Origin of the sequence: Novosphingobium sp. UBA6272 (genome assembly GCF_002440635.1) — a bacterium.
GTDB lineage: Bacteria > Pseudomonadota > Alphaproteobacteria > Sphingomonadales > Sphingomonadaceae > Novosphingobium.
Map to the genome: position 1 here is coordinate 114,494 of NZ_DJUW01000033.1, position 19,184 is coordinate 133,677.

20 protein-coding genes and 1 other RNA gene are annotated in these 19,184 nt (G+C 65.2%); 16 read left to right on the top strand and 5 right to left on the bottom strand.

Annotated elements, in window-relative coordinates; translation table 11 throughout:
* Positions 1-100: 100 nt before the first annotated feature.
* The 4 genes from B2V17_RS15545 to B2V17_RS15560 all read left to right on the top strand — a co-directional run bounded on the left by B2V17_RS15545 (position 101) and on the right by B2V17_RS15560 (position 4,744).
* A complete protein-coding gene (locus B2V17_RS15545) occupies positions 101-1,531 on the top strand; it encodes a gamma-aminobutyraldehyde dehydrogenase (protein ID WP_292999255.1) in 1,431 nt (476 codons plus the stop codon).
* Between the two features lie 205 nt (positions 1,532-1,736).
* On the top strand, positions 1,737-2,474 hold the full coding sequence (locus tag B2V17_RS15550; protein WP_292999257.1) for a gamma-glutamyl-gamma-aminobutyrate hydrolase family protein: 738 nt from the start codon (positions 1,737-1,739) through the stop codon (positions 2,472-2,474).
* 116 nt (positions 2,475-2,590) lie between these two features.
* The gene (locus tag B2V17_RS15555; protein WP_292999259.1) at positions 2,591-3,964 is read left to right on the top strand and encodes an aspartate aminotransferase family protein; all 1,374 of its coding nucleotides are present in this window, start codon (positions 2,591-2,593) and stop codon (positions 3,962-3,964) included.
* A 90-nt stretch (positions 3,965-4,054) separates the two neighbouring features.
* Positions 4,055-4,744, top strand: coding sequence for a CDP-alcohol phosphatidyltransferase family protein (locus B2V17_RS15560; RefSeq protein ID WP_292999261.1), 690 nt, complete (start codon positions 4,055-4,057; stop codon positions 4,742-4,744).
* A 14-nt stretch (positions 4,745-4,758) separates the two neighbouring features.
* On the opposite strand, the gene B2V17_RS15565 is transcribed toward B2V17_RS15560, so the two are convergent.
* Positions 4,759-6,819: a malate synthase G gene (locus B2V17_RS15565; RefSeq protein WP_292999263.1), complete on the bottom strand. Its 2,061-nt coding sequence runs from the start codon at positions 6,817-6,819 to the stop codon at positions 4,759-4,761.
* A gap of 163 nt (positions 6,820-6,982) precedes the next feature.
* On the opposite strand from B2V17_RS15565, the gene B2V17_RS15570 reads away from it, so the two are divergent.
* The 4 genes from B2V17_RS15570 (at position 6,983) to B2V17_RS15585 (ending at position 10,898) form a co-directional block, all read left to right on the top strand.
* A complete protein-coding gene (locus B2V17_RS15570) occupies positions 6,983-8,194 on the top strand; it encodes a hydrolase (protein ID WP_292999265.1) in 1,212 nt (403 codons plus the stop codon).
* Positions 8,191-9,222, top strand: coding sequence for an arginine N-succinyltransferase (locus B2V17_RS15575; protein ID WP_292999267.1), 1,032 nt, complete (start codon positions 8,191-8,193; stop codon positions 9,220-9,222). Before B2V17_RS15570 ends, B2V17_RS15575 begins: the two co-directional genes overlap by 4 nt.
* A 60-nt stretch (positions 9,223-9,282) precedes the next feature.
* Positions 9,283-10,533 (top strand): N-succinylarginine dihydrolase, encoded by a 1,251-nt coding sequence (locus B2V17_RS15580; RefSeq protein ID WP_292999269.1) that lies wholly within the window; start codon positions 9,283-9,285, stop codon positions 10,531-10,533.
* Between the two features lie 122 nt (positions 10,534-10,655).
* Positions 10,656-10,898 carry a hypothetical protein gene (locus B2V17_RS15585; protein WP_292999271.1) on the top strand — a complete coding sequence of 81 codons (243 nt, stop codon included), beginning with the start codon at positions 10,656-10,658 and terminating at the stop codon, positions 10,896-10,898.
* Positions 10,899-10,956: 58 nt separating this feature from the next.
* Here the strand turns inward: B2V17_RS15585 and ssrA are convergent.
* Both ssrA and mscL read right to left on the bottom strand, forming a co-directional pair.
* Positions 10,957-11,302, bottom strand: a transfer-messenger RNA (tmRNA) gene (gene ssrA / locus B2V17_RS15590).
* A gap of 48 nt (positions 11,303-11,350) precedes the next feature.
* Positions 11,351-11,755: a large conductance mechanosensitive channel protein MscL gene (mscL, locus tag B2V17_RS15595; protein ID WP_292999273.1), complete on the bottom strand. Its 405-nt coding sequence runs from the start codon at positions 11,753-11,755 to the stop codon at positions 11,351-11,353.
* A 156-nt stretch (positions 11,756-11,911) separates the two neighbouring features.
* Between mscL and B2V17_RS15600 the strand changes: the two genes are divergently transcribed.
* Genes B2V17_RS15600 through B2V17_RS15630 form a run of 7 tightly spaced genes read left to right on the top strand, consistent with a single transcriptional unit; the run spans position 11,912 to position 17,136 of the window.
* Positions 11,912-12,535: a LemA family protein gene (locus tag B2V17_RS15600; RefSeq protein WP_292999275.1), complete on the top strand. Its 624-nt coding sequence runs from the start codon at positions 11,912-11,914 to the stop codon at positions 12,533-12,535.
* A gap of 24 nt (positions 12,536-12,559) precedes the next feature.
* Entirely contained in the window at positions 12,560-13,228 is a 669-nt protein-coding gene (locus tag B2V17_RS15605) for a TPM domain-containing protein (protein WP_292999277.1), read from the top strand.
* Positions 13,229-13,233: 5 nt separating this feature from the next.
* A complete protein-coding gene (locus tag B2V17_RS15610; RefSeq protein ID WP_414690824.1) occupies positions 13,234-14,028 on the top strand; it encodes a TPM domain-containing protein in 795 nt (264 codons plus the stop codon).
* Between the two features lie 10 nt (positions 14,029-14,038).
* Positions 14,039-14,725 carry a TPM domain-containing protein gene (locus tag B2V17_RS15615; protein ID WP_292999281.1) on the top strand — a complete coding sequence of 229 codons (687 nt, stop codon included), beginning with the start codon at positions 14,039-14,041 and terminating at the stop codon, positions 14,723-14,725.
* 33 nt (positions 14,726-14,758) lie between these two features.
* On the top strand, positions 14,759-15,292 hold the full coding sequence (locus B2V17_RS15620) for an NUDIX hydrolase (RefSeq protein WP_292999283.1): 534 nt from the start codon (positions 14,759-14,761) through the stop codon (positions 15,290-15,292).
* 2 nt (positions 15,293-15,294) lie between these two features.
* Positions 15,295-16,077, top strand: a complete 783-nt coding sequence (locus B2V17_RS15625) for an SDR family oxidoreductase (protein ID WP_292999285.1) — start codon at positions 15,295-15,297, stop codon at positions 16,075-16,077.
* Between the two features lie 9 nt (positions 16,078-16,086).
* A complete protein-coding gene (locus tag B2V17_RS15630) occupies positions 16,087-17,136 on the top strand; it encodes a LacI family DNA-binding transcriptional regulator (RefSeq protein ID WP_292999287.1) in 1,050 nt (349 codons plus the stop codon).
* 24 nt (positions 17,137-17,160) lie between these two features.
* Here the strand turns inward: B2V17_RS15630 and B2V17_RS15635 are convergent, their stop codons facing one another.
* Positions 17,161-18,087 carry a hypothetical protein gene (locus tag B2V17_RS15635; RefSeq protein WP_292999289.1) on the bottom strand — a complete coding sequence of 309 codons (927 nt, stop codon included), beginning with the start codon at positions 18,085-18,087 and terminating at the stop codon, positions 17,161-17,163.
* 604 nt (positions 18,088-18,691) lie between these two features.
* On the bottom strand, positions 18,692-18,880 hold the full coding sequence (locus B2V17_RS15640) for a hypothetical protein (protein ID WP_292999291.1): 189 nt from the start codon (positions 18,878-18,880) through the stop codon (positions 18,692-18,694).
* A 119-nt stretch (positions 18,881-18,999) separates the two neighbouring features.
* Between B2V17_RS15640 and B2V17_RS15645 the strand changes: the two genes are divergently transcribed.
* On the top strand, positions 19,000-19,184 hold a 185-nt coding region (locus B2V17_RS15645), incomplete at its 3' end, for a DUF7690 domain-containing protein (protein ID WP_292999293.1).

The following is a 19,184-nucleotide window of genomic DNA, read 5'->3' on the forward strand; positions in this document are numbered from 1 at the left end:
GGGTTTCCCGATAGGCATCGCTTTCCATTTCGTATTTCCCCGCGTTCGGCACGCGGCCTAGGTTGGTCGCCAAAGCAAGCGAGAGAGGCTGGTTTCCATCATGTTCGAACCCCGTGGCCAGTTCATCGGTGGTAACCCGCTGGACGGTGAGGAAGCGCCGGAACCGGTTTACAATCCGGCCAGCGGAGAGCGGATCGCGCTGATCTCCAGCGCCAGCCGGGTACAGGTAGATAGCGCCGTGGCGGCTGCCGAAGCGGCCTTTGCGATCTGGTCGCGGATGCCGCCAAAGGAACGTTCGCTGCGGATGCTCAAGATCGCCGACCGGATCGAGGCGCTGGCTGACGAGTTCGCCGCGCTCGAGATGGCCAACTGCGGCAAGCCGCTCGGCACGGCCAGGGCGGTTGATGTCGGCAATACGGTCGACGTGTTCCGGTTTTTCGCCGGGGCCGCACGGACTGTGCCGGGGATTCCTGCGGGCGAATACCGGCCCGGTTTCACCTCGATGCTGCGGCGCGATCCACTGGGGGTTTGTGTCGGGATCGCGCCGTGGAACTACCCGCTAATGATGGCCAGCTGGAAGATCGCCCCGGTGATCGCGGCCGGGAACACGGTTGTCCTCAAACCCAGCGAACACACCCCGCTCTCTGCATTGCGGCTGGCCGAAGTATGTGCCGAATTCCTGCCCGAGGGCGTGGTCAACGTGGTGACCGGCAACGGCGCCGCTGTCGGCGCTCGGCTGGTCGCCCATCCCCGGGTGCGGATGGTCTCGCTGACCGGAGACGTTTCGACCGGCCGCAAGATCATGGAAGCAGTCGCACCCACGATCAAACGCACCCATTTCGAACTGGGCGGCAAGGCCCCGGTGATCGTGTTGGCCGATGCCGATATCCCGGCTGCGGTCGAGGCTATTGCCGAGGGCGGCTATTACAATGCCGGGCAGGATTGCACCGCGGCTTGCCGGGTCTATGCTCATTCCGCGATCCATGACCGGCTGGTGGCCGATCTGCAGGGCGCGATCGAGGCGATCCGGCTGGGCGATCCGGCCGAGGCCGGGACCGAGCTTGGCCCGCTGATCACCGCCCGCCAGCGTGACCGGGTCGACGGCTTCGTTGCCCGCGCCCGCGCCGATACCCCCGCCGAAGTGGTGACCGGCGGATACGCGCCGGACCGGCCCGGCTATTACTATGCCCCGACCCTGATCGCCGGCGCACGCCATACGGACGAGATCGTCCAGAAGGAGGTGTTCGGCCCGGTGGTCTCGGTCACCCGGTTCGCGGAAGACAGCCAGGCGCTCGACTGGGCCAATGACTGCGAATACGGCCTCGCCTCATCGGTCTGGACCCGCGACGTCGGCAAGGCCAACGCCTTTGCCGCGCGGCTCGAATATGGCGTCACCTGGATCAACACCCATTCGGTAAATGTTACCGAGATGCCGCACGGCGGGGTCAAGAGCTCAGGCTATGGATCGGACCTTTCGGTCTATTGCCTTGAGCATTACATGACGACCCGGCATGTGATGATGAAGCACTGATTATGAGGCACTCCCTACACCCAACTTCCCGTCACCCTGAACTCGTTTCAGGGCCCATTGTGCCGGTGGCCCGGAGTGCTGTTGGGCAAAAGGACCACGCGGTCAGGTTTGGCGCGGCGGCTTCCGGGCAAACCGGTGGATGGACCCTGAAACGAGTTCAGGGTGACGGTTTTGGTCGTGGGGCTTGGGCTGAGAGCGTGACAGGATGAGCGCCCGCCCCGTACTTGGCGTGATCGCCTGCAATCGCACCGTCGGTGTCGAACCGGCGCAAGCGGTGATGGAGCGCTATATCCGCTCGGCGATGGTCCATGCCGATGTCGCCGCGCTGATCATCCCTTCGCTGCCCGACCTGATGAGCGCCGCCGAAGTCGCCCCGCGGCTTGACGGCATCCTGCTGACCGGCACGCCGTCCAATGTCGCGCCGCAGCGCTATGGCGAGGAAGCCGGAGACGGTCCGTTCGACCTGGGCCGCGATGAAATCGCGCTGGGCATGGTTGACCGGATGATCGATGCGGGCCGCCCCGTCTTCGGGATTTGCCGGGGATTTCAGGAGATCAACGTCGCGATGGGCGGCACGCTGCGCCGCGATACCTCGGCCAGCGACGAACTGATCCGGCATCATGCCCCCGATGGCGCCAGTTTCGCTGCGATGTTCGATCACCTCCACCCGGTCCACTTGATCGAAGGCGGGGTGCTGGCCGGTGCGTTCGGCAAGTCCGACCTGACGGTCAATTCGGTCCACTACCAGGGGATCGGGCGGTTAGCAGAGGGCCTGACGATCGAGGCAAAAGCGCCGGACGGCCTCGTCGAAGCCTATTCGGCCCGGCCCAACGGCGCGCCGGTGGTTGCGGTGCAATGGCACCCCGAATGGGACGCCGATCGCAATGACGACAGCGCGGCTTTCTTCCGCCTGCTCGGCCGTGCTATGCGGGGGAACGTATGAACACCTGCATCACCCGCTATAACCGCTATCAGGCCCGCATCGGCTTTTCGCCCTGATTTCCTTTTGAAACGCCCCCCGCGCCACCCGCGTGAACAGCTTTCAAAAAGGAACCAGACATGCCCCGCAATTACGATATCGCCGAACTCCGCCGTCTTGACATCGCGCACCACCTTCCCGCCCAGGCCGACTGGCAGGAAATCGAGGATCTTGGCGGCAGCAGGATCATTACCCATGCCGAGGGTTGCTACATCACCGATGGCGACGGCAACCGCATCCTCGACGGGATGGCCGGGCTGTGGTGCGTCAATGTCGGCTATGGCCGCAAGGAACTGGCCGACGTGGCCTATGAGCAGATGCTCGAGCTGCCGTACTACAATACCTTCTTCAAGACCGCGACGCCGCCCGCCGTGCTGCTGGCCGAAAAGATCGCCAGCCTGACCCAGAACCGCCTGCCCCACGTGTTCTTCAACGCTTCGGGCAGCGAAGCCAACGACACGATCTTTCGCCTGGTCCGCCAGTACTGGAAGCTCAAGGGCGAACCGGCCCGCAAGGTCTTCATCAGCCGCTGGAACGCCTATCACGGCTCGACCGTCGCCGGGGTTTCGCTGGGGGGCATGAAGGCAATGCACCCGATCGGCGATCTGCCGATCCCGGGGGTCGAACACGTCCGCCAGCCCTACTGGTTCGGCGAGGGCTTTGGCGAGGATCCCGAAACATTCGGCACCGCCTGCGCCCAGGCGATCGAGGAACGGATCCTTGAAGTCGGGCCGGAAAACGTCGCCGCCTTCATAGGCGAGCCGGTCCAGGGCGCCGGCGGCGTGATCATCCCGCCCGCCAACTACTGGCCGCAGGTCGAAGCGATTTGCCGCAAGTACGGTATTCTGATGATCTGCGACGAAGTGATCGCCGGGTTCGGCCGCACCGGCAACATGTGGGGTCACGAAACCATGGGTGTGAAGCCCGACATCATCGCGATGGCGAAGGGCCTGTCCTCGGGCTACCTGCCGATCTCGGCGGTCGCGGTTTCGGAAGAGATCGTGAAGGTGATGAAGACCGGCGGCGATTTCGTCCATGGCTATACCTATTCGGGCCACCCGGTCTGCGCGGCAGTGGCGCTGCGCAATATCGAGATCATGGAGCGCGAAGGGCTGGTCGAAAAGGTCCGTGACGAAACCGGTCCGCACCTCGCCAAGGCACTGGCGCGGCTGAACGATCATCTGCTGGTCGGTGAAACGCGTTCGGTCGGCCTGCTCGGCGCGGTCGAGATCGTCGCCGAAAAGGGCACCAACAAGCGCTGGGGCGGCAAGGAAGGCAACGCCGGTCCGATCGTGCGCGATCGCTGCATCGCCAACGGGCTGATGGTCCGCGGCATCCGCGACAGCATCGTGATGTGCCCGCCGCTGGTGATCACCCCGGCCCAGATCGACGACATGGTCGGCATCATTGCCCAGTCGCTCGACGAGGCCATGCCGCTGCTGCAGAGCCTCTGAACCTATCCTCCCCTCCCGTTTATCGGGAGGGGAACCCTCCGCTCACGCGCCGCCCTTGCCCCGCCATGCGCCAAGGGTGTAAGGCCGGGTATGACCGAAAACGACACCGATGCGACGGGTCCGCTTGACCGCATCCAGCAGAACATCCTCGCCAAGGGCGAGCGCCAACTGCTCAACTGGATCTGCCCGCGCCTGCCGCGGTGGGTCACGCCCGACAAGTTGACCGGTTTCGGCGTGTTCGGCGCGCTGGTGGTTTTCGCAGGCTACGCGCTGAGCGACTGGTCGCGGCAATGGCTGTGGGTGGCGATCCTGGGCTACGTGTTCCAGTGGTTCGGGGATTCGCTCGACGGCAGCCTTGCCCGCTGGCGCAAGATCGAGCGCCCCAAATACGGCTATTTCATCGATCACAGCGTCGATGGCCTGGTAATCCTGCTGATCATGTCCGGGATGGGGATGAGCAATTACGTGCGGATGGATGCGGCGCTGTTCGCCACGGTCGGCTATCTGCTGCTGTCGATCCACGCCTACCTCGCCGCGCGGGTACTGGCCGAGTTCAAGCTTTCGTATTTCAACTTCGGACCGACCGAGCTGCGCTTCCTGCTGATCGGCCTGACCCTGGCGATGATGGTGCTCGGCCCCGATGCCGGACGCACCGACGCGCGGACCACCGGGTTCGACTGGTTCATCGGCGTGGCCGCGGCCGTGCTCAACGCGCTGTTCATCTGGCAGACGCTGGTTACGGCGCGAAGGCTGGATCTGATGGAGCGGGCGAAGGATTAGGGCTGGCCGCTGAGCTAGCCCGCCTTTTTCACCTGCCGCCAGTGGTGCAGCAGCGGTTCGGTATAGCCGCTGGGCTGTTCGACGCCCTTGAACACCAGATCGAGCGCGGCGCGGAAGGCCGGGCCTTCCTCGTTGCCGGTCAGCAGAACATAGGCCGGATCGCTGGCATTCTGGGCATCGACCTTGGCGGCCATCCGGCGCAGGCTGTCCATCACCTGGTCGTGGGTGCAGACCCCATGCAGCAGCCAGTTGGCCATGTGCTGCGATGAAATGCGCAGCGTCGCGCGGTCTTCCATCAGGCCGACGTCGTGGAAGTCCGGCACCTTGGAGCAGCCCACTCCGGCGTCGATCCAGCGGACCACATAGCCGAGCAGGCCCTGGGCATTGTTGTCGAGCTCTTCGCGGATCTCGGCTTCCGACCAGTTGGTGCCTTCGGCCAGCGGCACGCTCAGCAGCGGCTCAAGCCCCGGCGTGGACTGGCTCGCCAGCTCACGCTGCACCGCAAAGACATCGACCGCGTGGTAATGCATCGCGTGCAGCGTCGCGGCGGTGGGCGACGGGACCCAGGCGGTGTTGGCGCCGGCCTTGGGGTGGCCGATCTTCTGGACCATCATTTCGCCCATCAGATCGGGCGCGGCCCACATGCCCTTGCCGATCTGGGCCTTGCCTGAGAGCCCGCAAGCGAGGCCTATCTGGACGTTGCGCGCTTCATAAGCAGCGATCCAGGCGCTCTTCTTCATGTCGCCCTTGCGGATCATCGCCCCGGCCCGCATCGAGGTGTGGATTTCATCCCCGGTGCGATCGAGGAAGCCGGTGTTGATGAACACGATCCGGTCCTTCACCGCATGGATACAGGCGGCGAGGTTGGCCGAAGTCCGACGCTCCTCATCCATCACGCCCACCTTGATGGTGTTCCGGGTCAGGCCGAGCAGATCTTCCACCGCATCGAACAGATCGTTGGTAAAGCTGCACTCTTCCGGCCCGTGCTGCTTGGGCTTGACGATGTAGATGGAGCCGCAGCGGCTGTTGGCATATTTGCCCAGCCCCGCAAGGCCGATCGCCCCGATCGCGCTGGTGATCACGCCGTCCATGATCCCCTCGGGAATCTCGCCGCCGTCGGCCAGCAGGATCGCCGGGTTGGTCATCAGGTGGCCAACGTTGCGGACGAACAGCAGGCTGCGCCCTGGCAGGGTCAAGTCGCCCCAGACCCGGTCAGCATTGAGCGCGCGGGTCAGGGTCTTGCCGCCCTTTTCGAAGGTGTCGGTCAGATCGCCGCGGATCACGCCGAGCCAATTGGAATAGGCCAGCAGCTTGTCCTCGGCATCGACCGCAGCGACCGAATCTTCCATGTCGCAGATCGTAGTCAGTGCGCTCTCAAGGATCACGTCGGCGATACCGAGCGGATCGTCCTGACCGACCGGATGGCTGGGATCGATCACAACTTCGATGTGCAGGCCATTGTTGCGGAACAGCAATCCACCCGTGCGCCGGGCAACCAGAAATTCGCAGTCTCCACCTTCCAGTGCGGCCTGCCAGCCGGGGATCGCGCCATCGAGGAAGGCGCGCACGGCCTTGACCACGGCTGCGCCGCGATCCTTGTCATAGCCGCCCGGGCGGGCCGGCGGAGCATCGAGCGCGTCGGTGCCATAGTAGGCGTCATAAAGGCTGCCCCAGCGGGCATTGGCAGCATTGAGCAGGAAGCGGGCGTTGAGCACCGGCACCACCAGCTGCGGCCCGGCCATGGTCGCGATTTCGGCGTCGACGTTCGCGGTCCCAATCTTGAACGGGGCGGGTTCGGGCACGAGGTAGCCGATCTCGCGCAGGAAGGCCTGGTATTCGGCCTGGTCGATCGGCTTGCCGGCCCGGGCCAGATGCCAGGCATCGATCTGCGCCTGCAGTTCGTCGCGCTTGGCAAGAAGGGCGCGGTTGACGGGAACGAAGCGCTCCAGCAGCGCGGCAAAACCTGACCAGAATTGGGCAGCATCGCGGCCAAGCGGGGCAAGCACCTCTCGCTCGACAAATGCGGCCAGCGCCGCATCGACTTTCAGCCCAGACTTCTCGACCCGATCGCTCATGTATCCTCGCGCAACTAGGGGCCGGAACCGCGCGGCTCCGGCGGATTGACTGTCGATTCCGGGGAGGAACAGCCGGGCCTATGCCGCAGTTGCGAACAGTTGCCAACCGCTTTCCTTGCCGGGGGTTGGAAGCCTGCAGCCACTCGGCTAGGGACGGTTTCATATGCAACGGTTTTCGCCTTCGGAGACGGCGCTGCTCGCAGCGGTCGATGCCGCGCCCATGCTGGGCCAGGTCCAGACGTGGAGCGCGGTCAACACCGGCACCGCCAACCTCGCCGGTCTGGCCGAGCAGGCCGCAGTGCTGGCCGATGCCTTCGCCGCTCTGCCCGGCACGGTGACGCTGGAGGACCCTGCCCCGATCAGCGCGATTACGCCGGACGGCGCGGAAGCGGCGGTCGAATACGGCAAGCATCTGGTGCTGCGGGTCCGGCCCGAAGCGGAACGGCGCTTTCTGCTGACCGGACATATGGACACGGTGTTCCCTGCCTCGCACCCATTCCAGGATCAGGTCTGGCTGGACGAGCAGACGCTGAACGGGCCCGGCGTAGCCGACATGAAGGGCGGGATCGCGGTGATTGTCGCCGCGCTGAAAGCGTTCGAGACTTGCGCAGCCGCCGCCTCGGTGGGCTATGACGTGATGATCAATTCGGACGAGGAAACCGGCAGCCTCTCTTCCGCGCCGCTGATCGCGCAGCTGGCGCAGGGCAAGGCCGCCGCGCTGACCTATGAACCCAGCGCCCTGCCCGATGGTACCCTGGCCGGGGCGCGGGCCGGCAGCGGCAACTGGTCGTTGACGGTGCGCGGCAAATCGGCCCATGCCGGGCGCAATCCCGACGATGGCCGCAATGCGCTGGTCGCCGCAGCCGCGCTGGCGCTGGGCCTCAAGGCGCTGCACCGTGACGGACTGAGCGTCAATCCGGCCAGGATCGACGGCGGCAGCGCCAACAACGTCGTCCCCGATCTGGCGGTGCTGCGGTTCAACATCCGCCCGCGCGAGGAAGCCGCAGCCGGGGAATTTCTGGCCGCGCTCAAGATGCTGATCGCCCGGGTCGAGGCCGAACACGAGGTTTCGATCCACATGCACGGCGGGATCAGCCGCCCGCCCAAGGTGCTCGACACCCGGGCCGAGAAGCTGTTCGGGATTGTCGAGGAATGCAGCGCATTGCTCGGCCAGCCGATCAGCCGCGTGGCCTCTGGCGGGGTCTGCGACGGCAATAACATCGCTGCCTGCGGCGTGCCTGTGGTCGATACCATGGGCGTGCGCGGCGGTGCGATCCATTCACAGGACGAATTCCTGATCGTCCCCAGCCTTGAGGAACGCGCGAAACTTTCGGCGCTGGTCCTTCATCGCCTAGCCACCGGAGCCCCCTTGTGACTTTCGTAATCCGCGCCGCGCGCGCCGACGATCTGCAGCACCTCTACGAAATGGCCAAGAGCACCGGCGGCGGGTTCACCAACCTGCCCCCCGATCGCAAGGCGCTGACCGCGAAGCTCGACCGTGCGGCTCAAGGCTTCGCCCGGACCGAAGCAACGGTCGGCGACGATCTGTTCCTGTTCATGCTGGAAAACACTGCGACCGGCGAAGTGCGCGGCACCTGCCAGATTTTCTCGGCGGTCGGTCTCAAGTGGCCGTTCTACTCGTACCGGATCGGCGCCTTGACCCAGCACAGCGAGGAGCTTGGCCGGACCTTCCGTGCCGACATCCTCAACCTTTCGACCGACATGGAAGGGCAATCCGAAGTCGGCGGGCTGTTCCTGCATCCGGGCGAGCGTTCGGGCGGGCAAGGCATGCTGCTGGCCCGCAGCCGCTATCTGTTCATCCGCAAGCACCGCGAACGCTTTGCCGACAAGACCTTCGCCGAACTGCGCGGCGTAATCGACGAAGCGGGCGGATCGCCGTTCTGGGACGGGGTGGCCGGACGCTTCTTCGGCATGAATTTCCAGGAAGCCGATGAATTCAACGCCAAGTTCGGCAACCAGTTCATCGCCGATCTGATGCCCAAGCATCCGGTTTACATCGCCATGCTGAGCGATGCCGCGCGCCACGTGATCGGCCTGCCGCATCCCAGTGGCCGGGCGGCGATGCGGATGCTGGAAAACGAGGGTTTCGCCTGGGAAAACTACATCGACATCTTCGATGGCGGGCCGACCATGACTGCGCGAACCGACCAGATCCGCTCGGTCCGCGAAGCGGTGGAAGACAAGATCGTCGCAGTCGATGACGGCCTGGGCGAGCACACGGGCGGCGAGAAGCGGCTCTGCGCCTTCGGCCAGCTCGGCGAATTTCGCGCCGCCTATGGCTGGGTCGAAACACGCGACGGCGGCATCGCGATCGACCCGGACTGCGCGCGCCTGCTGGGCGTCGAACGCGGCCAGTCGCTCACTCACGTGGCTCGGTGGTGATTGCCCGCAATACCCACCCCCAACCCCTCCCGCCTGCGGGAGGGGAGCTAAGGTCGCTTTATGGCTGTTGTTGAAATCAACTTCGACGGGATCATCGGTCCTTCGCACAATTATGCCGGGCTGAGCCTCGGCAATCTCGCTTCGGCCAGCCACGCCGGCGATGTGGCCTACCCCCGCGCGGCGGCGCTGCAGGGGCTGGCCAAGATGCGGCACAATCTTGCGCTGGGGCTGGCGCAGGGCTTCCTGCTGCCCCTGCCCCGCCCCAATGCCAGGTTCCTTTCGGCCATCGGCGCTGACGGCAGCGAGAACCCGCGGCTGACCGCGGCGGCCTGGTCGGCCAGTTCGATGTGGACCGCCAACGCGGCGACCGTCTCCCCCGCGGCCGACACCGCCGACGGGCGCTGCCACCTGACTGCAGCCAACCTGGTGACCATGCCGCATCGCAGCCAGGAATGGCCCGATACCGTGCGGCAGCTGCGTGCCGCTTTCGCCAATGCCGAGCACTTTGCGGTCCACGATGCCGTGCCGCCCTGTTTCGGCGATGAAGGCGCGGCCAATCACATGCGGATGTGCGCAGGCCATGCTTCGCCGGGGCTTGAGATCTTCGTCTACGGCACCACCGGCGGCGCATTTCCGGCGCGCCAGCATGTCGAAGCCGGCCGCGCGGTGGCCCGGCTCCACGGGCTTGATCCGGCGCGGACGCTGTTCGTCGAACAGAACCCCGATGCGATCGCGGCGGGGGCGTTCCATAACGACGTTGTCGCCGTGGCCAACGAGCGGGTGCTGTTCACGCATGAACTGGCCTTTGCCGACCCGGCGGGCACCTACGCCGCGATCCGCGAGCGCCTGCCCGAGGCCGAGATCGTGGTGGTTCCAGCCGACGCGGTCAGCCTGGCCGACGCGATCAAGTCCTACCTGTTCAACGCCCAGCTGCTGTCGCTTCCGTCAGGAGAGATGGCCTTGGTGATCCCGACCGAAGCCTGGGAACACGTCCGGGTCCGCGCCTGGCTCGATGCCATGCTCGCCTCGAACGGGCCGATCCGCCGGGTCCTGCCGGTCGACGTGCGGCAATCGATGGCCAATGGCGGCGGCCCGGCTTGTCTGCGATTGCGGGTGGTGACAGACCCGGCGACGGTCGATCCACGCTTCCTGCTCGACGCGGCCAAGGCCAGCCTGATCGAGGCGGTGATTACCGAGCATTGGCCGGAAAGCATTGCCCCGGCGCAGATCGGCAGCCCGGAGCTGGCCCAGACCGTGATCGCGGCCCGCCGCGCGCTGCTTGAAGCACTGGATCTGACCGAACTGGCCTGAACGCCCGAGTCCCTTGTCGGGACGCTTTACAATCGCCGTTTACCTTTACCACCATCTTGCGCGGAATACGGGGTTTGGCATGATGGTTGCTGAGGAAAGTGTTAACGCGAAAGAAGGTCGAAATGCTAAGCAAGGTTGGTCGCCTGTTCGTCATCAAAACGCCCTTCGAGGCCTACCTTATCATCTATGCCCTGGCGATCGGCGCGGTCGAACGCGGGCATGCCTATCTCTATCGGTTCCCTGGATTCGGCGGCAAACTGCTGTTCCTGGCCTGCACCGGCGCGGTCTTTATGGCCGGGGGCAAAATCCTCGACTGCCTGAAGCACGAACGCCGCCTTCGGGCCGAGGCGGAAGGCGCGGTCTGAACGGGCATAGCGGCGAAGGATGGTGGGGGTTTCTGTTGCTACGTACCCCCGGACGCCCGGTTTCCGATTCTGTTACCCGGTTCGGTCCGAACCGTGCTTTCACCTTATAACTTCAGGGCGTTAGCCCCTAGAATTACGCGGCGAGAGCAAGTGCTTCGTTGTCGTTGGCACTTGTGGGTTTTGAGCCTTGAACGGGTTACTCAGCCCGGGTGAAAACTGCGCTTTTCAACACACGTCGATCCTAGTTCGGCCCCGTCATTTCGCCTGCCGAAACAAGCGAGGTGGTGGAGCCGCCGGGTACCGCCCCCGGGTCCGCTGCATCTATTGCACGCAACAATTTATCACCATAGCCGGGCGAACCCGGCAGAGACCAATATAGGCACCTGCCGCCAAATGAAAAGGGCGGAGGATGCCTTCACACCCCCCGCCCTGTTTTTCAGCTACAAAATCCGTTACTTCTTCAGCGAATCCCGGATTTCGGTCAGCAGATCAACCTCGGTAGGCCCGGCTGCTGCGGGCGGCGGCGGCATGACCTTGTTGGCCTGACGCACGATCAGGAAGATCACGAAGGCCAGGATCAGGAAGTTGATTATAGCGGTCACGAAGCTGCCCCAGGCCAGAACATTGGCACCGGCTTCCTTGGCAGCAGCGAGCGGGGTTCCCGCCGCCACTTCGCCGCTAAGCACGGTGTACTTGTTCGAAAAGTCGACATCGCCAAAAATGGCCCCGACCACCGGCATGATCACATCGTCGGTCAGCGACGAAACGATCTTGCCAAAGGCAGCGCCGATGATCACACCGACCGCCAGATCCAGCACGTTGCCGCGCGCGATAAAGGCCTTGAACTCACTCAACAAATTTCGTCCCCTTGTTTAGATCAATCTGAGAAGGGAAATTGCCACGGGAATGGTCAATCGCCAAGCACGTTAACGGGTTTCACTTGAACCGTTCCGGCGTCCTACTACATTAAGTCGGCCCGCACCTGGCGGGAGGCTTGCCCAAGGGATCTGTCCATGTCGACTTCGTTTGACCGCTTCGGAACATTCGGCCGCTTTGCGGTGGTATCGGTAGCTGCAGCTTCGCTGGCCGCCTGCGGGATCAATTCCGTGCCGACCGCAGAGGAACAGGCCAAAGCCAAGTGGGCCGATGTTCAGGCCGCTTTCCAGGAACGCGCCAATCTCATCCCGAACCTCGCCGCGGTCGCCAAGGGCGCGGCTGAGCAGGAGAAGGGCATTTTGACCGGGGTGATGGAAGCCCGCGCCAAGGCTACCAGCATCCAGCTCAGCGCCGACGATCTGACCGATCCGGCCAAGATGAAGGCCTTCCAGGACGCGCAGAACCAGTTCTCCGGCACGCTTGGCGGGTTCGGACGGCTGCTCGCCAATGTCGAGGCCTATCCCAATCTCAAGTCGATCGAGAATTACCAGATGCTGCAAAGCCAGCTGGAAGGTCAGGAAAACCGCGTCCGGATCGCACTGCGCGATTACAACGAGGCGGTGCGGGCCTATAATACCACGATCCGCACCTTCCCCGACGCGATCGGTGCCAAGGTGATTTACGGGGCCAAGCCGATGGTGCCTTATCAGGCCACCACCCCGGGGGCCGAAGTGGCCCCAAGCCTGGAAGGCAAGCTCTGACCTTTCAGGACAGGAGATAAGCCGATGCTCGGCCAGCCCGGGCCCGAACCGATTACCGAGGGGGCGAGCCCGCTGCAGTTGCTTGGCACAGCGCTAGCCGCGCTGCTCGTCCTTGGGTCGGGTTACTGGCTTTGGCAGAACGGGGCAGGAACCTTCAATTCGGCCGGGTCGGCGATAGCTGAGGCACCGGTCGACGAACAGGCCAACGCGGCCAATGCCGCAGCATCGGCAGCAGCCTCTGCCGCGGCGGTGACGGCGCAGACCCGCTCAAGCTATGTGATCGACGGGGCGAGGGTCTTTTCGCAAGACACTATCACCCTGCTCGATGGCCAATTCGAAGCCCTGAATGTCGAGTCTGGGCCGCAAGTGGTGGTCATGTCGGTGCCAAGTCTGGGCAAGGCGAGCGTCGAAGAATACGCGCTGCGTATCGCCAACCAGTGGTCGATCGGCGATTCTGCCCGCAAGGACGGCGTCCTGCTTCTGGTCGCGCCGAACGACCGCAAGGTCCGCATCGAGGTGGGCAAAGGGCTGCAGCGGGTGCTGACCAATGCCGATTGCCAGCGGCTGATCGATGACGTGATGGTGCCGCTGTTCCGCAAGGGGCAGTACGATGCCGGGGTGATCGCGGCTTCGCAGGCGCTGGTCACCAAGCTGAAGGCCAATCCAACCTTGCCTGGGCGGAGTCCAAAGTGATGGCCATGATCCGAAATCTGCTGCTTGCGCTGCTGGCAATAGCCACCATGCCGCTCGCTGCGCGGGCCCAGGACTTTCCGCAGTTGACCGGTCCGGTCGTCGACCAAGCCGGGATCCTGCCGCCTGAAAGCGAAGCGAGACTGACAGAGAAGCTGACCGCTCTGAAGGCGCAATCGCAGCGCGAACTGGTGGTGGTGACTCTGTCCAGCCTGCAAGGCTACGAGATCTCGGACTATGGCTACCGGCTGGGCCGGCACTGGCAGCTGGGCGACAAACAGCGCAATGACGGGGCGATCCTGATCGTCGCCCCGAACGAGCGAAAGCTGCGGATCGAGGTCGGCTATGGGCTGGAACCGGTGCTGACCGACGGCCTCTCCAGCCTGATCATCAACCGCCAGATCGTGCCGAAGTTCAAGGCTGGCGACATGCCCGGCGGGATCGAGGCCGGGACCGACGCTATCATCCAGCAGCTTACGCTCCCCGCCGACCAGGCCCAGCAGATCGCGGCGCAGGCGGCCAAGCCGGCCAAGCAGGACGGGATACCGTTCGGCCTGGTCATCTGGCTGCTGTTCTTTTTCCTGTTCTTCGTCTTGCCGATCATCCGCCGGGCCCGGCGCGGCCGCCGCTATCATGGCAGCGGGATCGGGCCGGTGATCGTCTGGGAAGTGCTCAACGCCGCGGCCAATGCCAGCCGCAGTTCCGGCGGTAGCTGGGGTTCGAGCGGCGGTGGCGGCGGCGGATCAAGCTGGGGCGGCGGCGGCGGCAGCTTTGGCGGCGGCGGATCCTCAGGCAGCTGGTAGGAGGCAGACCATGGCACACCCCCTCCTGCATCTCGATGAGGCCGATCACCAGGCGATCAGCGCAGCCGTGGCCAAGGCGGAAGAGCATAGCGCGGGCGAGATCGTCACGATCATCGCTGGCGAATCCAATACCTTCCACGATGTCGCGCTGCTGTGGTCGGCGCTGGCCGCAATGGCCGCATTGACGGTGCTGGCGCTGTTTCCTGACTTCTACCTCGCCAAGATCGATTGGGTGCTGGGCAACTGGCAAGCCGAATGGACCCCGCAAAAGGTTTTTGCCCTGGCTCTGTTCGTCGCGAGCGCGAAGTTCCTGGGCATGTGGCTGCTGCAATTGTGGCGGCCGCTGCGCCTCGCACTCGTCCCCGCGCCTCTGAAGCACGCCCGGGTTCGCGATCGGGCCGAGCGCTATTTCAAGGTCGGGGCCGAACGCCGCACCCATGGCCGCACCGGGATCCTGATCTACCTCAGCCTGGCCGAACGCCGCGCAGAGATTGTCGCCGACGAAGCAATCGCCAGCAAGGTTTTGCCCGAGGTCTGGGGCGATGCCATGGCCGTCATGATCGCCGAGATCCGCGCCGGCCGCCCAGGCCCCGGCATGGTCGCGGCGGTCGAGCGGGTCGGCGCGGTGCTGGCCGAACACTTCCCCCGCGCCGAGGACGACAAGAACGAACTGCCCGACCGGCTGATCGAACTCTAGACCGCCGTCGACCACCTCGTGTAGGCCCGCGTCATGAGTGAAGAAGCGGAACAGGTCGTCTGGCAAGGCAAATTCATCACCACCAAGGTCAAGGGCAAGTGGGAATACGTCTCACGCAGCCGGGGGATCAAGGCGGCGGTGATCCTGGCGATCGACGAGGCGGATTACGTGATCCTGGTCGAGCAGTTCCGCGTCCCGCTGGGCAAGGCCTGCATCGAACTGCCGGCCGGGCTGATCGGCGACGATAATACCAGTTGCGATGAGGATGCCACCGCTGCTGCCAGCCGCGAGCTGGAAGAGGAGACCGGCTACCGGGCCGAGCGGATGGAACTGCTGGGGGAGTTCTATTCCTCCCCCGGCATGGTCAGCGAGAGCTTCTCGCTGCTGCGTGCCCACGGATTGACTCGCACCGGGCCTGGCGGCGGGACCGACGGCGAGGACATCACCGTTCACCGCGTCGCACTTTCGGACCTGTCAGACTTCATCGCCGCGGCCCGCCAGCGCGGATTGGGGATTGACGTAAGGCTGCTGATGCTGCTCGGTCCGGGTCTAATGGGAGGAATGTGAAGATGGCAGGACGGGTTCAAGGGAAGAAGGCGCTGGTCACCGGCGCGGCGCAGGGATTGGGTGCGGCCCAGGCGATGATGCTCGCGCGGCACGGCGCGCAGGTGCTGCTGGCCGATATCAATGCCGCCGGCGCCGCATCTCAGGCCGAAGCTATCAATGCCGAGCTTGGCGCCGGCACCGCCTTTTCCGTAGCGCTCGACGTCACCCAGGAGGACCAGTGGATCGCCGCGGTCGAAGCTGCGGCTGAGCTGATGGGCGGCCTTTCCGTGCTGGTCAATAACGCCGGTGTCGGAGTGCGCGGCAATATCGAGACCTGCACCCTGGCAGACTGGCAGCGCGGCTTTGCGATCAACGTCGATTCGGTGTTCCTCGGCTGCCAGAAGGCGCTGCCCTTGATGAAGGACAGCCAGCCCGGCTCGATCATCAACATCTCCTCGATCGCCGGCCTGATCGCCAGCGATACCATGCCCGGCTACAACGCCAGCAAGGCGGCGGTGTGGATGCTCAGCAAGTCGGTCGCGCTCTATTGCGCGAAGATGGGCTGGGACATCCGCAGCAATTCGGTCCATCCGACCTTCATCGATACCCCGATCCTTGACGGCATGGTCACCTCTACCGGCAAGAGCAAGGAGGTGATCATGGACAAGCTCGCCCGCCAGATCCCGCTCAAGCGCGTCGGCCACCCCGACGATATCGCGGGCGGCGTGCTCTACCTCGCCTCCGACGAGAGCCGCTTCATGACCGGGGCCGAACTCAAACTCGACGGCGGCATCTCGGCGATGTAGAGCGTCCCCATGGGGGAAAACGCCGACAAGCCCAAACCGCGCCCATTCCGGGTCACCTCGTTCGACGTTGCCGCCGAAGCCGGTGTCAGCCAGTCGACGGTGAGCCGCGCCCTGGCCGGCGATCCGGTGGTCAGCGAAGCGACCCGGCTGCGCGTGGCCGAGGCGGCGCGGCGGCTCAACTATTATGTCGACAACAACGCCGCCCGGCTGCGCACCGGCAAGACCGGAACGCTGGCCGTGGTGGTGATCTGCCGCCCGGATGAAGACCGCAAGGACCTCAACCCCTTCACCTATGCCCTGCTCGGCTCGATCTGCGCCGCCGCCTCGGCTCGCGGGTACGAGACGCTGGTCAGCTTCCAGGATGGCCCGGCCAACCTTGCGGGCCGCTACGAGGAACAGCGCAAGGCCGATGGGCTGATCGTGATCGGCACCACCCAGAACGAAGCGGCGTGGAACTATTACCGCGAGCTTGGGCAGAGCGGGATGCACTGGGTCTGCTGGGGCTCGCCTTATGACGATCTCGAATGGATCCGCTCCGACAACCACGAGGGCGCCCGCCTCGCCACCGGCCACCTGATCGAGCGCGGCTGCGGCAAGATCGCCTGCATCGGCTCGGTCGGCTCGCTCCAGCGCCAGTTCAAGGAGCGCTGGGACGGCTACTCGGAACGCATGGAGCGCGCCGGGCTCGATCCCTGGCTGATCGAGATCGAGGACGATCTGCCGCGCGAGGAACAGGGCCGCCGCGCCGCTCGCGCGCTGCTCGCCGCGGGCCGCCCCTGCGACGGGATCTTCGCGGTCTGCGACGAAATCGCGCTGGGCACCCTGCGCGAACTGAGCGACCTGGGGATCAAGGTCCCCGCTGATATCGCCCTGATCGGGTTCGACGGGATCAAGGCCAGCGCCAATGCCATGCCCCCGCTCAGCACGGTCCAGCCCGATTTCGCCGCCGCCGGGGCGATGATGATCGACAAGCTGCTGGCCAGCGTCGCCGGCGACAGCCACGAGCAGCGCCGCGTGCCGGTCCAGCTGCTGGTGCGGGAGAGCACGCGGCGCGGCTGAGCCCCGCCCGGAAATTCACAAACATCACAGGGTGCATGGCCCGGAAACGTCGGCCGCTGCCGCGCCCCGGTCCGTCCCCGGATTGGCGAGCGACAGCGAGTGGCACTCGGCCGGACTGGCCAATCCGAAGGCTTGGCGGCGATAGAGCTCAAGCCGCGCCGCGCGGTGCGCTTCGGCCCGCTCCAGCCCATCCAGCTCCGCCGCAGAAAGGGTCCGCGCCCAGCCCGGCTCCGGCGGCGGCGGGGCCCCGGGCCGCAGCGCGCCGGTGTCACCCGCACCGTCAGCATCTTCCGCGTCCGGATCGATCCGCGTCGCCGTGTCGTCGTCGTCAAGCCGGAATTCGTCGCCGCTCCAGTCCGGCGGCGTGGGCCAGTTGGTCAGATAGCACTGGTGCTCATCGTCCCACCAATGGCCATAGGTTCCGATCTCCAGCTGCTGCGCCTCGACCAGCGGCTCGCCCCGGGTGTCGGTTTCCGGAGGGAGCGGCGGGGGAATATCCTCGCCGTCCGCAGGATGGTGGAGGGGTGCAGGCGGGTGTTCGCAAGGGTGCTGCCCAGAGGTGTTGGGAACACTTGCCTGTACCCCTCCACCAGCTGCGCTGGTCCCCCTCCCCGGATCGGGGAGGAACTCACCCCGCTCGACCCGGGCGAGCGCCGCGTCCCAGTCCCCGGCGACCGCCGCGGTCAGTTCGGGCGGAGCGGACAGCCCCTGTTCGGCCAGCACCTGGCGGTTCTGCGCGATCAGGCCGAGCAGCAGGCGGTTGTCGAAATGGCGCACCTCGCCCACCACCTCGCCGTGATAGACCAGCGGGCGGACCATGCCGTTGACCGCCCGGTCCCAGGCGAGATCGACCAGATGCTCCGCCGCCAGCAGCCGCGCCGCATCCCAGGCCTGGGCAAAGCCCCGCGCCTCGGCCCGGCGGCGCAGTGCATAGGCACTCTCGCGCGACATTCCCACCGCCCGCGCCGCCGCCGAGACGGAGCCGCAAGCCGCCAGGTTCTCCAGAAAGGCCCGCTGTCTATCGGGCGACCACCCATCCGCCCGCACCCGCAGCGGCACCACCATATCCTCCCCCTCTGGGGGAGGTGGCTCGCGCAGCGAGACGGAGGGGGCACGCGCCCCGCCCGCCTCGCCCAAAACAGGCCCTCCCGTGATGGGAGCCACGTGCCTCCCATCACCCCCTCCCGTAGACGGGAGGGGAGCGAGACTTGCGCCGCCATCGGCGGCGCTAGTCGCAGCAGGGTAGGCCCCCTCCCCCGGCAATCCAATATCCCGCTCCAGCGGAATCCACCCCCGCCCAAACCCACTGCCCGGCTGGTCGTCCACGATCGTTCTCCTTGTCCAAAGGCAAACCGACCATGTTGCAGATTTTGGGGATGTAGGAAAATGGGGGGGCCAGCCGCGCAATCCCAGCGCCGCTCACCCTGAGCCTGTCGAAGGGTTACCCTGAGCTTGTCGAAGGCTTGTTCCGCCCCGGCCCCGCTCACCCTGAGCTTGTCGAAGGGTTGGAGGAGCTGGGCCGCCAAAGGCGGCTCGGAAAGCGCCTAACCCGCCCTCACCACTTGCCGCCCAGCTTCTCGATCTCGGCGAGCGGCGCGCGCTTGGAGGGGGTGCGGTTCTTGTCGGCGTTGCGGGGCAGTTCGGGCAAGCCTAGCTCCGCCTTGCGTGCAGCCAAGCGCGCTCCCAGCTCCGCCATGCGGATCACCGGCTCTGCCTGCTCAGCCTTGGACACTTTCGATGCCATGGTCGCCCAGCGTTTCTTTGCGGATGCGGCGTTCAGGATTGCGGAGTTGGGAGGTTGTTGCACTTTTCACCGTCACCCAAAGTTTGACAGCGTAAAGCTGCACTCTAAGAGATGTCACGATGAAGGCCGACAAGAGATTCACGGAACAGAGTTTTGGCTTTTGGGCCATAGTCAAACTTTCCTCAGAGAAGGCCGGATATTCTCAACGCAAATCTAAAAACGTGCCTTTTGCAAAGGTAAAAGGCCTAACCAGCAAGCAAATTCGTCAAGCGTTGGAAAAGCAAGGCATAGATTTGTCACTCAT

Excerpts from the sequence above, each read along its gene's own strand:
- B2V17_RS15555 (WP_292999259.1), top strand. The coding sequence starts at position 2,591 with ATGCCCCGCAATTACGATATCGCCGAACTCCGCCGTCTTGACATCGCG.
- B2V17_RS15560 (WP_292999261.1), top strand. The coding sequence starts at position 4,055 with ATGACCGAAAACGACACCGATGCGACGGGTCCGCTTGACCGCATCCAG.
- B2V17_RS15550 (WP_292999257.1), top strand. The coding sequence starts at position 1,737 with ATGAGCGCCCGCCCCGTACTTGGCGTGATCGCCTGCAATCGCACCGTC.
- B2V17_RS15545 (WP_292999255.1), top strand. The coding sequence starts at position 101 with ATGTTCGAACCCCGTGGCCAGTTCATCGGTGGTAACCCGCTGGACGGT.
- B2V17_RS15580 (WP_292999269.1), top strand. The coding sequence starts at position 9,283 with ATGGCTGTTGTTGAAATCAACTTCGACGGGATCATCGGTCCTTCGCAC.
- B2V17_RS15615 (WP_292999281.1), top strand. The coding sequence starts at position 14,039 with ATGGCACACCCCCTCCTGCATCTCGATGAGGCCGATCACCAGGCGATC.
- B2V17_RS15620 (WP_292999283.1), top strand. The coding sequence starts at position 14,759 with ATGAGTGAAGAAGCGGAACAGGTCGTCTGGCAAGGCAAATTCATCACC.
- B2V17_RS15610 (WP_414690824.1), top strand. The coding sequence starts at position 13,234 with ATGATCCGAAATCTGCTGCTTGCGCTGCTGGCAATAGCCACCATGCCG.
- B2V17_RS15600 (WP_292999275.1), top strand. The coding sequence starts at position 11,912 with ATGTCGACTTCGTTTGACCGCTTCGGAACATTCGGCCGCTTTGCGGTG.
- B2V17_RS15625 (WP_292999285.1), top strand. The coding sequence starts at position 15,295 with ATGGCAGGACGGGTTCAAGGGAAGAAGGCGCTGGTCACCGGCGCGGCG.
- B2V17_RS15565 (WP_292999263.1), bottom strand. The coding sequence starts at position 6,819 with ATGAGCGATCGGGTCGAGAAGTCTGGGCTGAAAGTCGATGCGGCGCTG.
- B2V17_RS15605 (WP_292999277.1), top strand. The coding sequence starts at position 12,560 with ATGCTCGGCCAGCCCGGGCCCGAACCGATTACCGAGGGGGCGAGCCCG.
- B2V17_RS15635 (WP_292999289.1), bottom strand. The coding sequence starts at position 18,087 with ATGTCGCGCGAGAGTGCCTATGCACTGCGCCGCCGGGCCGAGGCGCGG.
- B2V17_RS15630 (WP_292999287.1), top strand. The coding sequence starts at position 16,087 with ATGGGGGAAAACGCCGACAAGCCCAAACCGCGCCCATTCCGGGTCACC.
- B2V17_RS15585 (WP_292999271.1), top strand. The coding sequence starts at position 10,656 with ATGCTAAGCAAGGTTGGTCGCCTGTTCGTCATCAAAACGCCCTTCGAG.
- B2V17_RS15570 (WP_292999265.1), top strand. The coding sequence starts at position 6,983 with ATGCAACGGTTTTCGCCTTCGGAGACGGCGCTGCTCGCAGCGGTCGAT.
- B2V17_RS15640 (WP_292999291.1), bottom strand. The coding sequence starts at position 18,880 with ATGGCATCGAAAGTGTCCAAGGCTGAGCAGGCAGAGCCGGTGATCCGC.